Genomic DNA, 14,898 nt, shown 5'->3' with positions numbered 1-14,898 from the left:
AACACCCATGCCCGGAACCAAAGCCGTCTTCCGCCCCGACCTGGGGGCGCTGGCCTTCGAGTACTCCATGCAGGCCGCCTCCATGGGCTTCATCGCCCCGCTGGTGCTGCCGCCCTTCTACACCCCGCTCAAGACCGCCCAGTACCCGGTGATCCCGGCCGAAGCCCTGCTCGATGTTGTGGATACCGAGCGCGCCCCCCGCAGCGCCTACGCCCGCGGCGACTGGGAGTTCGGGTCCGACGACTACAACTGCTCCGAGAACGGCTACGAAGAGATGGTCGACGACGCCGAGGCCAGGCTCTATCGCAACTACTTCGACGCCGAACTCCTGGCCACCTACCGGGCCATCTCCATCATCCTGCGCAAGATGGAAATCCGCTGCGCGGCCAAGGTGTTCAACGCGAACACCTTCGCCGGGCACGCCGTGGCCCACGCCTGGAACTCCTACGCCGACGCCGATCCCCGGGCGGACGTGATCGCGGGCATCGAGGCCATGCGCATGTCCACCGGCATCGAGCCCAACGCCCTCATCCTGGACAAGTCCGTGCTGCGCCACGTGTCCATGTGCGACTCGGTCATCGAGCGCGTGAAGTACTCCAACCCCGACGCCATCCGGGGCGACCTCACCGAGGCCCAGCTCAAGGCCTACTTCGGCGTGGAGAAGATCATCGCGGCCGGGGCCGTGAAGAACAACGCCCCCAAGAAGAAGACCAAGAACGTCCAGACCGTGTGGAGCCCCGCCATGGCCATGCTGGGCGTGGTCTCCGACGGCGGCCAGGACCTCAAGGAGCCCAGCATCGGGCGCACCTTCGTCTGGGAGGAAGACTCCCCGGAGATGCTCGTGGTCGAGACCTACCGCGAGGAGCAGACCCGCAGCGACATCGTGCGCGCCCGCCAGCACACCGACGAGTGCATCCAGTTCACCGGCGCGGGCTACCTGATGACCGGCGTCACCGCCTAGCGCAACGGAGCCGTGCCGTGACGTTCACACCGCTGGAATCCTCGCTGATGGCCATTGCCGCGTCCATCCTGGTGGGCGTGGCCGTGCACATCCTCACCCGAAACGCGTTCGTGAGCCATGCGCAGTGCCAGGAGCGCCGCAACGGGGTCTGCGCGGACATCAAGGCCCTGCAGGACGATCACGACAAGTCCCGGGAGGACCAGTCCCGCAAGACGGCCGTCCTGTTCCAGATGGTCCGGGCGCTCATCGTGCACAACAAGGACATGCCGGCGGACGTGAAGGAGCAGATCCTGAACAAGACCGCGGGAGGTGGCGAATGATCCTGCCCGACTTCTTCCTCAGGCTCATGGAGTTCGTCCTGCATTGGGAGGGCCTCGCCTACACCGGCGGCAGGAACGACAAGGGCGGCGCCACCAAGTTCGGCGTGTCCCTGCGCTTCCTGAAGGGCCTGCCGGTCCTGGAGGGCGACCTGGACGGCGACGGGGCGGTCACCTGGAAGGACGTCTTCTCCATGACCAGGGAGCAGGCCCTGGACCTCTTCTGGCGGCACTTCGGCCAGCCCCTCTACGTGGGGGCCTGGCCGTCCCCCCTTGCCGCGGTGCTGCTGGACACGGGCGTCAACTGCGGGCGCGGAAGCGCCGTTCGCTGGGCGCAGGCCGCCTGCAACGGCATGGGCGAGGCCCCCGCGCCTCTCCTGGTGGACGGCGTGCTCGGGCAGAAGACCCGCGCGGCCCTGTGCGCCGCCTGCCGTCTGCCGGGCGGTCCGGACGCCCTCGCCCGCGCGGTGATCGCCGCCCGGAAGGCCCATTACGACCGCCTGAACGCCACGGGCGACCCCGACTACACCGTCAACCACAAGGGCTGGATGCGCCGCGTCGCCTCCCTGGAGGCGTTCGTCGCGGGGCGGCCGTGGCGCATGGAAGACAAACCCTGGGAACGCACCCAGGCCGCCTAGGAGGATGTGCATGAACCCCAAACCGCTCTGGAAGTCCACGGGCGCCATGGGCAGCCTGTCGGCCGTGGTGGCCGCCCTGGTTGCCCTGGCGTCCGCCCTGGCGTCCCGCAAGGGCGTGGAGATCGACGGAGAGACGCAGGCCATGGTGGTGAGCCTGGTGTGCGCCGTGGGCGGGGGCGTGGCCGGGCTCATCGGCCGGATCAAGGCCGCCCAGCCCATCGGAGGTTCTGTGACGCCGGAGCGTCCCGATCCCTCCGTGTCGCGCACGGAAATCCTTCCCGACACGCCGTGGGAGAGGCCCTCCACCCCCACGGCGCACCCCGGCCCGCCCGTCGCGCAGCCCCCGGCCGGGGAGCAACCTGCCGTTCGCGGCCAGGGCGATCTCGCGGCCGCCCTGGCCATGCTGGCCGAGGCCCTCAAAACCCTGTCCCCTCCCGCCCAGACGGCGGTCGATCCCCCCGCCAACCCCCATCCCACGCCCGGAGGCCCCCAGTGAAACGCTCCCCCCTCTTCATCCTCGCCGCGCTCATCCTGCTCGCGGCCTCGCTGTCGGCCGGCTGCGCCGCGTCCGGCCCCTCCCCGTCCGCGCCCGAGGAGGCTGCCCGGCAGGCCGAGGCCTACCGGTACGGCATCACCTTCCTGCGCGAGTCCAAGGACGCCGTGGTGGCCCAGGTCGAGGCCGAGAAGGCCGCGAACCCCTCCAGAGCGGCCGAAATCGACGCAAGGCTCGGACCGGCGCTCAAGTACTACAGCTCCGCCGTGGACGCCTACGACGCCGCGGCCGCCCGCGAGAAGCAGGAGGCGTGGGACACGGCCCGGTTCCTTCTGACCGGTCTGGCCGACACCGCCCTTCGCGTGGGCGTGCCCCTGGCCGTCCAGTCCCTGACCAGGTGAGCCTCCCGGTGCTGATCGACGATCCCCGCGCCTTCGCCTCCGCGTTCGGAGGCCCCGCCCTCTACACCCGCCAGGGTGCGCAGCCTTCGGCCGTCTGGTCCTTCGTGGAGGACTGCGAGCCCTGGCGCGGCCTGGACCCCAACCTCTCCCGCGCCTGGGACGAGGGCTTCTGTCGTCTGGCCTGGGGCCGCCTTCTGGCGTCGGAGGTGCCCCAGGCCCCCTCCTGGGGAGACCGGGTGGAGCAGGAAGGCCAGGCGTGGCGGGTGGAGCAGGTGCTGCGCGAGGGCGGCATGTGGGTGCTGGGTCTCATCGCCTCGGCCATGGAGGTGGGCGTGGAGATCCAGGCGTGGGGCACGGTGCAGGGTTCGGACGGCTTCTCCCGCGCCGCCTGGTCCACCGTGGCCACGGTGCAGGGCGAGGTGTGGGCGCTTTCCGGCTCCGAGAGCGAGGAGCAGGGGGCCACACGGTCCGAGACCGTCTGGCGCGTGCGCATCCCCGCCTGGCAGGGGCTCACCCAGGGGCACCGCCTCAAGGTCGGCGAGCGCACCATGGGCGTGCGCCACGTGGACGACCTGGGCATGCGCGGCGTGGTGATGGTGGTGGAGGCCGTGGAAACCCTGGGCCGGGAGGCGCAGTGAACAACGTGCGCGTGGAGTTCTACGAGGACAAGGCCTTGCGGGACCTCAGGGGCATCGTCACCGAGCACGTGCTGCGCCTTGCCCGCAAGCTGGCCGAAACGATCCGCCGCAACGCCCCCAAGGGGCGCACGGGCAAGATGGCCAGGGGCATCCGCGTCTACCGCGACCGGGACGAGGCCGTGGTCCACGTGCCCAGGCCCGCGCGCTTCATCGAGCTGGGGCACGACGTGGTGGTGGACGGACGCAAGGTCGGGCACCGCCCGCCGCGCCCGTTCATCCGCCCGGCCATCATGCGCCTTGCCGGAGACTTCGGCGAATCCTACGGCGCGGCCGTGGGCGAATACGCCGGGGCCGCCGTGGGCACGGCCGTGGGCGCGGCCGTGGGCTACCGCTACGGCGGCGCGCTGGCCACCCGGTCCGTGGCCGCCTACGGGCGCGCCCAGGGCGCGAAGATCGGCCGCGAGGGCTGGACCAGGGCCGGGGCCAGGATCGCCGACATGGCCGAGGCCCGGTCCTGGCGCGAAAAGGCCGCCCACGCGGGCGGGGCGGCCGCGGAGCTTTCCCGCTACGTCACGGCCCGGCGCTGGGGCGACCGGTGAGGGCCTTCGTCTCCGCCCTGGCCGCCCGCTGGGCCGGGTGCATGCCCCAGGAGTGCCCGCTGTTCGACGGCGAGGCCCCCCACGGTCAAGCCCTGCCCTACGGCCTGTTCCACCTCCCGGCGGCCATGCAGGACTACACGTTTTCCGGTCCCGGCGTCCGGACGGCCTTCGTCCAGCTGGACCTCTACGCGCCGCGCGACGCGGGCTGGGACCTGTTCGAGCGGCTCACCGGGACCTTCGACGACTGCGCCATGCCCGTGGAGGGCCTGGAGCTTCTGCGCATGGAGCGCGGGGCCTGGCATCGGGAGACGGACCAGGGCGCGGCGCGCTTCGTGGTCTCCTACACCGTGCAACTTCAACCCCTGTAAGGAGGGAACCCCATGGCCACCTATTCCGGCCGCAACGCCCGCGTGACCCTGGGCGACGGCGCCACCGAGAAGATCATCATGGAGCTGGGCACCTGGAAGGTGTCCATGAAGGCCAACGAGGTGGACACCTCGGCCTTCGGCGACGGCTGGGGCAAGAGCGACGTGGGCATCATGAACTGGTCCGGCTCCCTGGACGGCAACTACGACCCCAAGGACGCCGACGGCCAGGCGGTGCTGGAGGCGGCCTTCAAGTCCGGTCAGCTGATCCAGGACATCAAGTTCTACCTCAAGCACCAGGCCACCGGCGAGGTCGTGTTCTTCGAGCCGGACACCGTGTCCGACGCCAACGCCGGGGTGCGCATCACCGCCCTGGACGTCAGCGTGGACAAGGCGGGCGTGGGCAAGATCTCCGCCACCTTCTCCGGCTCCGGCCCCTGCAAGAAGACCATCGAGACCCGGCCCTAACCCGGGCCACCCCAAGGAGGCAGCATGCGACTCATCGACAAGAAGGCGGTCTGGTACCCGGTCCCGGGCGACCCCGACGGGGCCAGGGTGGAGGTCAAATACCTCACGCCCGGCGAGGAAGACGACATCCGGGAGAAGATGCGCCCCTTCCGCCAGACCATGAAAGCGGCCCCGGACGGCACCCTCCAGCCCGAATACGAGGCCAACGCCAACATGGGCGACCGGCGCTACGCGTTCATCGTGGCCGCCGTGTCCAACTGGGAGGGCTTCCACGACGAAAAAGGCCAGCCGCTCTCCTGCACGGACAAGAACAAGATCCGGGTGTCCCGCGACTGGGAGGGCTTCGGGGCGTTCATCGGCGAATGCCGCAGGGACCTGGCCGAAAAGGTCCGGGCGGAGTCGGGGCGCGAGCTGGGAAACTCCGCGAGCACGTCCGACGCCTCCTAGAGCGGCCGGACTGCGGCTATTGCCGGGAAATCCACGGCCGCAGGGGGGAGGAGCCGGACTGCACGGCATGCACGCCCCCCCTGTGGCCGGTGAACCGGGACGCAGCCAGGGTCTACCTGGCGTGCAGGCGGCAGCTGATCTTCGCCGGGATGGGGCGGCCCGTGGACATCAACCACCTGGCCGTGCACGAGGCCATGCGCCTCTTCCGGGTGCGCGACGCCGTGGACTGCTTCGAGAAGGTGCTGGCCCTGGCCGGGGAGCGCATCGCGGAGATGAACGAGCAGGCCGGGGACTAGTCCAGACGGCCCAGGGCCTTGGCTGCCAGGATGGCGGCCTTCCCGGCCCCCCGGGCCACGTCCGGACCCTGGGCGCGCACGAGGCGGATCACCCGGGCCAGCAGGAGCCACGCTGTCCAGACCAGGGCGAGCGGCAGGCACCAGAGCGCGGCCTGGCCGACCAGCAGGGCGAACGGGAACGAGGGCGAAGCGGAGACGAATCCGGCCGCCAGGAGGAATCCGGTGAGGAACCAGACCGCCAGCAGCACCGCCCAGAGCGCCTTGAGAACCTTGCTCATGGTCGAACCCTCCGTGATCGTATCGGACGCAGTAAGCATGCCGGTCGCGAGGTTTGCAACATTTAGCGTGCCCGGGAGGGATGCCTAGTGCGCCTGGGCAACGTCACCGTCGGCGTCGCGGCCGATTACGGCCAGCTGGAGCAGGATTTCCGCGACGGCAAGGAACGCTTCGCCAAGCACGGCCAGGATCTGGCCCAGGCCGTGGGCGACGGCTTCACCGCGGCCAAGAGCAAGGCCAAACAGGCCGGGCAGGACATGGCCCAGGCCCTCGGCGAAGGCCTCGCCAAGGCCAGGGACTACCTGACGGACATGGAGCGGGAGACCGAGGAGTTCCTCTCCCGCAACAAGGGCAAGATCGCCCTGGCGGCCGCGGCGACTGCCGGATACTGGGCCTACTCCAACCCCGACGAGGCCCGGCGCTACTACAGCCAGATGTCCGAGGCGGCCTCCCAGGCCGCGGGGCGCATCTCCTCCGGGTTCGAGGCCGCCTACGGCAGCCTGACCCGCCAGGGCCAGGACATGGCCGCCAACTTCAAGGCGGCCATGGGCGACATGGGCCGGTCCGTTGCCCAGGCCGCTGGGGACATCTCCGGCGGGTTCGGTCAGGCAGGGCAGGAGGCGGCGAAGTACTTCGTCCAGGAGTTCCTGCGCGGGGCCTCCGACGTGTTCCTGAAGCTCGGGCAGCAGGCCGTGACCACGGCCGCCGACCTCGGGGCCATGTCCGGGGTCACCGGACAGTCCGTGGAGGAGCTTTCCGTCCTGAAGCGCTACGCCGACGACACCGGCCAGAGCCTGGAGTCCATGGCCGCGCGTTTCCGGGCGCTCACCGAGGCGACCACGGGGCAGTCGGACGCGGCCCGGCTGGCCAGGGAACAGCTGGCCGCCGTGGGCATCGACGTCCGGGACTCCCAGGGCAACCTCAAGAACGCCGGACAGCTCTGGGTTGAGCTGGCCGACGCCACCAGGAGCTGGTCCGCCGCCGGAGAGGACGCGGGAAAGCGCCTGGGCGTCCTCCAGAACATCATCGGAAGCGTGGACAAGGAGACCCTGGCGCTCCTGAACGAAGGGGGCGGGGCCAACCAGACGCGCCTGGAGGAGGCACGGCGCATCGGCACCATCTACACCAAGGAGATGGCCGACAACATGCGCCGGATCCAGAGCGAGCGCCGGGCCGAAGCGGCCGAGGAGAAGGCCTGGGCCGAGCGTAAGGCCATGCTCTGGGCGCAGCTCGGGGCCGATCTCAACGCCCTGGCCCATCAGGTGGAGTGGGGCCAGACCACCTTCGTGGAGGCCGTCACCACGGCCTGGGACCGCGTGGGCACGTTCGTGGGCGACTGGATCGAGATGCTCAAGGGCTATTACCAGGGGTTCCTGACCTTCACGCGCGACACCCTGGCCCAGTTCGGCGAAAGCATGGTCCCCGCCTGGCTGGAGAACGCCGTGCGAAACGGCCCCGGCCCCAAGGGCGTGGTCCCCGCGCTTTCGGGACGGACGCCGGACGGCACGCCCCTGCCCAACGCCACGCCCCCCGGCTCCATCAAGCCGCCCTCGCCGCTGGCCCCTCCGCCGGGCGGCAAATCCGGCGGGGACTCCGGGCTGGACCTCAAGAAGCACATCGACTCCCTCTCCGGGGCGGCCCTCTCCGAGCAGGCGGCCCTGCTGGGGGACAAGTACGGCTCCAGGGACCTGGCCGCCTGGAAGGACTACGCCAACGAGATCAACGAGCTCACCAAGAAGCTCCAGGCCTACGAGGGAGCCAACAAGGAGGCCCTGGAACGGGCGGGCTGGTACTGGGCCACCTACCGCCTGGGCATCAAGCTGGCGGGCAACGAGATCGAGCACGCCCGCGATGTGCTGGGCTCCTACGGGGCTTCCCAGGCCAAACTGGGCGATCTGCTTGGCGACCCGTCGCACGCCGTGGAGGGCAAGCTCAAGCAGCTCTCCGTGAACTTCGCCAAGGAATACGACGCCATCGCCGGGGACGCCAGGCGCAGCGAAGAGGAGAAGGGGCGGGAGATCGCCACGCTCCACCGCCGCGCCGCCGAGGAGCGGTTCCAGATCGAGAACGCGGCCCTGGGCGACCTGGCCAGGCTGGACGAAGGCTACATCGCCCGGAAGATGCAGGGCATCGACGCCACCCTCGACTACCTGCGCAAGCGCGGCGTGGACGAATCGGCCATCCGCGCCGTGGAGGCCCGCAAGCTCGACGAGCTGAACAAGCAGGCGCTGGAGGCCCGCATCGGCACCGAGGAGAGCTTCGGGGCCTATCTGGCGGATCGCGTGGCCCTCAATTCCGGCCTCTACAGGAGCGCCCAGGGCCAGATTGTGGAGACCTGGCGGCAGACGGCCGACGCGGTGACGAAGGGCATAGGCGGCGTGGCCGACGCGGTGAACTGGACATTCGGCCAGATCGGCGGAGACGCCCTCACCGGCAAGCTCAAGGAGGCCGGAAACTACGTCCAGCAGTTCCTGGCCCAGCTCAAGCAGGCCTTCTCCTCCTTCTTCACGGACCTCCTGAAGATCGGCACCGACAAGTACCTCTTCAGACCCGCCCTGGAGGCCCTCTTCGGCACGGGCGGCTCCGGGTCCCGCTCCGGCGCCTACGGCCTGGTGAACGGAGACACCGTCTCCGCCGTGGAGTCCGCCGCCGGGAGCGCAGGCCTGCTGGGCGCGTTCACGGGCGCCCTGGGCGCGCAGCGCATCACCAGCTCCCTGCCCACCTCCAACGCCATCTCCCTGCTGCTGGGCGAGGACGTTTCCGCCCGGATGGGGCTCCGGGGTTTCGGCGTCCCGGCCGCGTCCTTCGGGGCCGGGACGCCCTCCGCCGTGATCGCCGGAGCGGGCGGGGCTTCCGGCGCGACGGTTCCCGGCGTCTCCCTGGACAGCTTCGCGGCGTCTTCGGGCATGCGCATGGTCGCCCTGGACGGCGTGACCTACGCCGTGGCCCGGGACGGCTCCATGACCGCCGTGGGTCAGGCTTCCGGGAGGGCGACGGTCCAGGGGCGGCAGTCCGGATCGTCCGGGAACTTCCTGGGGGACCTGATCAAGGGCAGCCTGGGCAAGGAATCCGGCTGGGTGCAGAGCCTCAACCAGTGGGGCTACGACAACTTCGGCCTGGGCTCGCTCGTCTCCGGCTATTCGTCCAGTGCGGTCTCCTCGGCGTCCACGGCGTTCTCGTCGGGCATGGCCGGGTCCGACATGACGGGCTATCAGGCCCTCATGGCCGGGGACCGGGCCGCCGTGTCCTCGCTCAATTCCTCCGGGCTCACCACGTCGGTCACGGGCGGCCTGGGCACGGCCGCGTCCGGAGCGCTCATGGGCGCGGGCCTGGGCTACGGCGTCTCCAGCCTGATCTACCCCAACGGCACGGGCACGGTGGGCGGCACCGTCGGCGGCGCGCTGGGCGGGGCCGCCGGGGCCATCGCGGGCACGTCCTCCATGCTGGCCGGGACCGCCCTGGGCAGCGTGGCAGGCCCCGTCGGCGCGGTGCTGGGCGGCGTGGTGGGCTCTCTGCTCACCGGCTCCACCACGTCCGAGACCTCGCTCACCGGCGAGACCGGGGCCACGGTGACCGTCACCGCGCCCCTCTCTTCCGTCCTCTCCGGCTGGGCATCCAACCGGACCACCACCTCGGGCCTGTTCGGCTCCTCGGAGACCACGCACAACAAGCAGTGGACCAGCCTGGATCCGGCCCTGGCCAAGGCCTGGAACACCGCCTGGACCAGGGACAGCTCCAACGTCCGCTCCCGCGCCCAGGACCTGGGCATGGACCTCTCCTCCTGGTCCACCTATTCCTTCCCGCTCTCCTTCGACATCAACTCCGGCGTGGTGGCCCAGGCCTCCTCCAACGTGGCCACCAACATGTCCCAGGTGGTCATCACGGCCAACGACCTCAGGGACGCCTTCGACGACGTGGCCCGGGGCGGGGAAGACTACTACACCGAGCTGGAGCGGATCTCCGCGGCCTACGCCGCCGGGTCCATCGCCGCGGACAAGGCGGGCACGTCCCTGGCCGCCCTGACCGGCTACCTGAATGTGGTCTACCAGGGGGAGTGGGTCTCCCAGGCCTCCGACATCATGGGCGGGCTGGAGGACGTCACCAGCGCGTTCTCCATCCTGCAGAAGTACACCATGACCACGCAGGAGCAGTGGCAGGCCTCCCTGGAGGGCTACGCCTCCAAGGCCGCCGTGGCCATCGCCCAGCTGGGCGAAGCCGGGGTGACGCTGGAGAACTTCTGGGACCGCTACGAGGAGGCGGCATCCGGCGGGCTCGACCCCGAGACCTTCGCCAAATGGGCCAACGCGGCCGATTACATGGCCCAGTTCTCCTCCACGGAGCAGCAGGCCGTCCAGCTGGTCCAGGCGGCCAACCAGACCCGCCTTTCCTCGCTGCAGGCCGAGCTGACCCTCATCAACACCCAGAAGGTGATGGTGGACGGGCTGCTCACCAGCGTCTCCAGCGCCTGGTCCACCTTCTCCGGGCTGGCCGATTCCCTGGAATCCACGCTGCAGAGCCTGTCGTGGAACACCACGCTCTCGGGCAAGAGCAACCGAAGCGTGCTCTCGGAGATGGAAGCCCACTACAACCGGCTCCTGGCCAAGGTGCAGGGCGAGGGGCCGTCCTCGCCCACCTATTCCGGCGACGTCTCCAGGCTGGCGGGGTTCGCCTCCACCTACCTGTCCAAGTACCACGACGTGTACGGGTCCTCCGCGACCTATTACGGCGTCTACGAAAGCGTGACCGACACCCTGGAGTCCCTGGAGGCCTCCACGCGCTCCGAGGCGGACATCCTCCTGGAGCAGCTCGAGGTGCAGTACGACCAGGTGAACGCCATCCAGGCCGAGGTGGACCAGCTGACCCTCGCCAACGCCAACCTGACCATCCTGGCCGGGTCCATCCAGACGGCCGGGCAGGCCATCGCCTCGGCCCTCTCCGCCCTGGGTGTGGACAGCTCCTACACCGACCCCATCGTGGCCGCCGTGGCCACGGCCGACGCCGCCATCGCCGCGTCCGCCTCGGACGGCCCGCCCGCGTCCTCCGGCGCCCAGGAGGCCGCCTGGACGGCCGAGGACGCCCTGAACCTCTACAACGCCCTCAACCAGTCCATGTACGGCACGCCTTCCGCATCGCCGTGGCTCGGCGAGTTCGCGGGAGGGGGCAGCGTCACCGGCCCGGGCAGCTTCCTGGTGGGTGAGCGCGGCTTGCCGGAGATCGTGACCATCGGCGCGGGGTCCACGGCCCATGTGCGGTCCAACAGGGACGTGCGGCAGGCCGTGGGGATGGACAGCGATGCGATGATCGGCGTCTCCCGGGCGGGCTTCACGGCCATCGTCCAGGAACTGCGGGAGCTGCGCGCCATGAACGTGCGCACCGCCTCGGCGCTGGAACGTCTGGCCTCGAGGGTGCAGTGATGCTCGTCTACCTGCTGGAGCTGGACTATCTGGACCCCGCCTCCGGGGAGACCGGCACGCTCTGTTTCACCACGGCCGGAGGAGGCTGGTGCTCCGGCCCGGCCGACGATCCCCCCGACCGGTTCTACGAGCCGCGCCTGCAGGTGGCGCTCAACTACGAGCGCCGGGTCTTTCGCGACGGCATCACGCCGGGATGCGGGGAGGGCGGCTACGGCACGGCGACCATCGCCATCCCGGACGGCCGCCTGGACCACTACAAGCGCCTGTGCTTCGACAACAGGGGCGTGCGCTCCCTGGCGGGCGACCGCGCCTGGCCGCGCTCCGCGTTCAGGCCCCTGGTGACGGGCCTTGCCGCCGCGCCCGAGTTCCACCAGCAGACCATGACCGTCAAGCTGCGCGACTACGTGCAGCGCTACCGCAACCCCCTCTCGCGCAACGTCTATCTGGGCAACAACGCCGACGGCGTGGGCGTGGAAGGCGACACCGAACTCATGGGCAAGACCAAGCCCATCGCCCTGGGCAGGCTGCGCGACATCCCCCTGGTGCTGGTGAGCGAGTCCGACGACATCTACCAAGCGCACGACGGCCCGATGCAGGCCTTCGAGGCCCTGCGCGCCGACGGCGTGCCCCTGGACATCCTCCAGGACTGCGCGGACCTGGCCGCCCTGCGCGCCGCCGCCGTCTCCGGGGGCCAGGCGGTCACCTGCGCGGCCCTGGGCCTGCTGCGCGCCCCCGGGCAGGCCTCGGCCACGCTCACGGCCGACGTGCGCGGGGCGAAATTCGGCGGCGTCTACGTGGAGGACCTGGCCGGGCTCCTGCGCGCCGTGTCCGCGCACCTGATCCGCATGCCGCGCACCAACCTGATCCGTCACAGCGAGGCTCTGGGCAACGCCGTCTGGGCAGCATCGGGTCTTACGGCGGCCCCGGATGCCTCGGTGGCCTTCCCGGGCTCCATGTCGGTCTGGCGGCTCACCGAGGGGACCGGGACCGGCGGCCACCTCCTCGCCCAGACCCTGGACTGCGCCACGGGCATCCACTGCTTCAGCGTGCACGTGCGGCCCGCCGGGCGCTCGCGCGTGCTGCTCCGCGTGGCGCGCTCCGGCAACCCGGCGGACAACGTGGCCGCCTTGTTCGACATCACCGCCGAGGGCGGGATGGTCCTGGAGATCCAGACGAACGGCAGCGCCCTGGGCGGGGCCTACGACGAGGACGGCTGGCTGGCGGACGCCTGGGTGGACGCCCTGCCGGGCGGCTGGATCCGGTGTAGCGTGGCCGGGCAGCCTTACGCCGGGCAGTTCGCCCAGCTTACCGCCTCCCTGGAGTTGCTCGCGGACGACTCCGCGCAGTCCTACGCCGGGGACGGCTCCTCGGGCGTGCACGCCGCCGGGGCGCAGCTCGAGCTTGCGGCCTCGCCGTCACGCTACGCCGGACCCACTGCGCTGGACGCCGTGACCGCCTACGACCCGGAAGAGGAGATCGCCTTCGATGAGGATTCCCTGGCGGCCCTGGCCGCAGCCTGCCCCCAGCCGGTGGGTTTCTTCACGGCCGCTGGCAGCGCGGACACTGCCGCCGAGGTCTGCGACGCCCTGTGCGGCGGCCTGCAGGCCGGGTGGGGCTTCACCCGGGCGGGCCTGTTCCGGGCGGGCCGCCTGCGGGCGCTCACGGGCTCGGAGCCGGTCAAGGCCGTCTTCACCCGGGACACCATCAAGGAGGACACCCTGGACTGGTCCGCGCCGTTCTCCAGCGCGGACGGCGCGCCGCCCTACCGGGTGTCGCTCTCCGGAGTCCGCAACTGGACGGTGCGCCGGAAGAGCGAGCTTGCGGAGATCGTGGCGGAGCAGTCCCCGGCCTACGCCCGCTGGGCCGGTGAGGAGTACCGCACGGCACGGCGCGAGGATCCTTCCGTGCTGGCCAGGCATCCGGCGGCCTGCGCTCTGGCCTTCGTCTCGCAACTGGCCGTGCTCGCCGACGTGAACGCCCAGGCCCGGGCGCTCTTCGCATTCTACGCCTCGGGCCTGGAACGCTTCACTTTCGCGGTGGTGATGAACCGGGAGTCCGGCGTCTTCGACCTGGACTTCCTCGACGTGGTGACCGTGGTCTACGACCGCTTCGGCCTGGACGAGGGGCGCAACTTCCTGGTGCTGGGCGTCACCGAGCAGGAGGAGCTGGACGAGGCGGTCATCGAGGTGCTCGGATGATCATCAGGAACTGCATGCTCTGCTGGCCGGACTACTGCGCCAGAGGGACGCTTTCCGGCGGCAGCTGGCGGGCCTCCCTGCCCGCATCCAACCTGCAGACGGACTACCTGGGCCAGGTGGCCCGCACCACCGACGCCCAGGACGGCTCGGGCGCGGTGCGGCTCGCTTTCGACAAGCGCCGCGAGGTCCGGGCCGTGGCGCTCGTCAACCACAACCTCTCCCTGGACGCCACCATCCGGCACATCCTCTACGAGGACGCGGCCTGCACCTCCGTGGCCTACGACAGCAAGGCGCTCCCCGTGTGGCCTCGCTGGTACGACAGCGTCTCCAGGCGCTGGTCCACGCCCGGATGGTGGAAGGGGCAGATCAGCGAGGAGGAGCTGGCGCGCATCGAGCGGCCCCTGCATTTCCGGCTCCTAGAAGCGACCCTGGCCGGGAAGGCCATGGACGTGATCCTCTCGGACCCGGGCAATTCCAGCGGGCACCTCCAGGCCGGACGCCTGGTCGTGGTCGAGGACTGGACCCCCAGGATCAACTTCTCCTACGGGGCCAGGCTGCGCTGGGTGGACCCCTCCGCCACGACCATCGTCGGGAGCGGCACCCGGCATTTCCAGCGCAAGACCAAGTACCGCCGCGCGGAGATCAGCCTCAAGGCCATGCGCCACGAGGAGGCCGTCAACAAGTTCCTGCGCATGCAGCGCGAATGCGGCATCAGCGAGCCGTTCCTGTTCATCTTCAACAGCGGCGACGAGCAGTACCTGCAGCAGACCGCCTTCCTGGCCCGGTTCGCGGACACCGCATCGATCGGCTTCGATGCGCCGGGCCTGGCGTCGTCGGACACCATCGTCATCGAGGAGGTCGTATGAGCCTGCCGGAAGCGGTCCAGCGCCTGCTGGGCAAGTTCTGGAACGCCGATCGCAAGACCGAGGCCAATCCCGGCGGCTTCGGCGGCAACGGCCACGAGGAGGGATTCCCGGACGCCCTGGTGGACGTTGGCGAGGCCTGCCGCTTCGCCGGTGAACAGGCCGACGTTGCCCGGGGCTATGCCCAGGACGCGGCCGCAGCGGAGGCCCAGTCCGACGCCTGGAAGGATCTGGGATGGGTGGTGGAGTACGTGGGCCCGGCCACGTTCACGGCCGTGGGCGACGTGACCGGGCACTTGGCAGCGGGCCGGGCCGTGCGTGCCGATCTGGGCGCGTCGCTGGCCCGTTCGCACGTGGCGGCGGTCGAATACGCATCGGCAACCGGGCTGACCACGTGCAAGCTCGTGGATGCCGTGCTCACTCCGGCGCTTGCCGGCGTCGCGCTGGGGCAGGACCCGGCGAACGCGCCGCGTGTTGCATACGGCAAAGTGCGGCGATTCACCTTCGGATAAAAGGAACGCATC

Annotated in this window: 16 protein-coding genes; 15 read left to right on the top strand and 1 reads right to left on the bottom strand. The window is 70.5% G+C overall.

All coding sequences use genetic code 11. The features are described 5' to 3' along the window. Positions 1–7 precede the first annotated feature (7 nt). The 11 genes from NNJEOMEG_RS16625 (at position 8) to NNJEOMEG_RS16575 (ending at position 5,623) form a co-directional block, all read left to right on the top strand. Positions 8–961, top strand: a complete 954-nt coding sequence (locus tag NNJEOMEG_RS16625; RefSeq protein WP_173086471.1) for a hypothetical protein — start codon at positions 8–10, stop codon at positions 959–961. Positions 962–978: 17 nt separating this feature from the next. Continuing rightward, positions 979–1,281 carry a hypothetical protein gene (locus tag NNJEOMEG_RS16620; RefSeq protein WP_173086469.1) on the top strand — a complete coding sequence of 101 codons (303 nt, stop codon included), beginning with the start codon at positions 979–981 and terminating at the stop codon, positions 1,279–1,281. Further along, positions 1,278–1,916 (top strand): glycoside hydrolase family 108 protein, encoded by a 639-nt coding sequence (locus NNJEOMEG_RS16615; protein WP_173086467.1) that lies wholly within the window; start codon positions 1,278–1,280, stop codon positions 1,914–1,916. The genes NNJEOMEG_RS16620 and NNJEOMEG_RS16615 overlap by 4 nt, the downstream gene beginning before the upstream one ends. A 10-nt stretch (positions 1,917–1,926) precedes the next feature. After that, a complete protein-coding gene (locus NNJEOMEG_RS16610; protein ID WP_173086465.1) occupies positions 1,927–2,412 on the top strand; it encodes a hypothetical protein in 486 nt (161 codons plus the stop codon). After that, on the top strand, positions 2,409–2,810 hold the full coding sequence (locus tag NNJEOMEG_RS16605; protein WP_173086463.1) for a hypothetical protein: 402 nt from the start codon (positions 2,409–2,411) through the stop codon (positions 2,808–2,810). Before NNJEOMEG_RS16610 ends, NNJEOMEG_RS16605 begins: the two co-directional genes overlap by 4 nt. An 8-nt stretch (positions 2,811–2,818) precedes the next feature. Further along, positions 2,819–3,448 carry a head-tail adaptor protein gene (locus tag NNJEOMEG_RS16600; protein ID WP_173086461.1) on the top strand — a complete coding sequence of 210 codons (630 nt, stop codon included), beginning with the start codon at positions 2,819–2,821 and terminating at the stop codon, positions 3,446–3,448. Next, on the top strand, positions 3,445–4,047 hold the full coding sequence (locus NNJEOMEG_RS16595; RefSeq protein WP_173086459.1) for a hypothetical protein: 603 nt from the start codon (positions 3,445–3,447) through the stop codon (positions 4,045–4,047). Before NNJEOMEG_RS16600 ends, NNJEOMEG_RS16595 begins: the two co-directional genes overlap by 4 nt. Further along, positions 4,044–4,415, top strand: a complete 372-nt coding sequence (locus tag NNJEOMEG_RS16590) for a hypothetical protein (RefSeq protein ID WP_173086457.1) — start codon at positions 4,044–4,046, stop codon at positions 4,413–4,415. The genes NNJEOMEG_RS16595 and NNJEOMEG_RS16590 overlap by 4 nt, the downstream gene beginning before the upstream one ends. Before the next feature lie 12 nt (positions 4,416–4,427). Beyond that, positions 4,428–4,880, top strand: a complete 453-nt coding sequence (locus NNJEOMEG_RS16585) for a phage tail tube protein (protein ID WP_173086456.1) — start codon at positions 4,428–4,430, stop codon at positions 4,878–4,880. A gap of 24 nt (positions 4,881–4,904) precedes the next feature. Beyond that, positions 4,905–5,327 carry a hypothetical protein gene (locus NNJEOMEG_RS16580; RefSeq protein ID WP_173086455.1) on the top strand — a complete coding sequence of 141 codons (423 nt, stop codon included), beginning with the start codon at positions 4,905–4,907 and terminating at the stop codon, positions 5,325–5,327. Between the two features lie 89 nt (positions 5,328–5,416). Continuing rightward, a complete protein-coding gene (locus NNJEOMEG_RS16575; protein ID WP_173086454.1) occupies positions 5,417–5,623 on the top strand; it encodes a hypothetical protein in 207 nt (68 codons plus the stop codon). Here the strand turns inward: NNJEOMEG_RS16575 and NNJEOMEG_RS16570 are convergent. Continuing rightward, complete coding sequence (locus NNJEOMEG_RS16570; protein WP_173086453.1) at positions 5,620–5,901, bottom strand: hypothetical protein; 282 nt, start codon at positions 5,899–5,901, stop codon at positions 5,620–5,622. The two genes, NNJEOMEG_RS16575 and NNJEOMEG_RS16570, sit on opposite strands and share 4 nt — an antisense overlap. 87 nt (positions 5,902–5,988) lie before the next feature. On the opposite strand from NNJEOMEG_RS16570, the gene NNJEOMEG_RS16565 reads away from it, so the two are divergent. Genes NNJEOMEG_RS16565 through NNJEOMEG_RS16550 form a run of 4 tightly spaced genes read left to right on the top strand, consistent with a single transcriptional unit; the run spans position 5,989 to position 14,886 of the window. Then, the gene (locus NNJEOMEG_RS16565; RefSeq protein WP_173086452.1) at positions 5,989–11,313 is read left to right on the top strand and encodes a phage tail tape measure protein; all 5,325 of its coding nucleotides are present in this window, start codon (positions 5,989–5,991) and stop codon (positions 11,311–11,313) included. After that, on the top strand, positions 11,313–13,511 hold the full coding sequence (locus tag NNJEOMEG_RS16560) for a phage head spike fiber domain-containing protein (protein WP_173086451.1): 2,199 nt from the start codon (positions 11,313–11,315) through the stop codon (positions 13,509–13,511). The genes NNJEOMEG_RS16565 and NNJEOMEG_RS16560 overlap by 1 nt, the downstream gene beginning before the upstream one ends. Beyond that, positions 13,508–14,377, top strand: a complete 870-nt coding sequence (locus NNJEOMEG_RS16555; protein WP_173086450.1) for a hypothetical protein — start codon at positions 13,508–13,510, stop codon at positions 14,375–14,377. The genes NNJEOMEG_RS16560 and NNJEOMEG_RS16555 overlap by 4 nt, the downstream gene beginning before the upstream one ends. Beyond that, a complete protein-coding gene (locus tag NNJEOMEG_RS16550) occupies positions 14,374–14,886 on the top strand; it encodes a hypothetical protein (RefSeq protein WP_173086448.1) in 513 nt (170 codons plus the stop codon). The genes NNJEOMEG_RS16555 and NNJEOMEG_RS16550 overlap by 4 nt, the downstream gene beginning before the upstream one ends. Positions 14,887–14,898: the final 12 nt, after the last annotated feature.

It is taken from the genome of Fundidesulfovibrio magnetotacticus, assembly GCF_013019105.1.
Taxonomy (GTDB): domain Bacteria; phylum Desulfobacterota; class Desulfovibrionia; order Desulfovibrionales; family Desulfovibrionaceae; genus Fundidesulfovibrio; species Fundidesulfovibrio magnetotacticus.
Note: the sequence above shows the minus strand (reverse complement) of the source record. Positions and strands in the feature narration are given on the sequence as shown.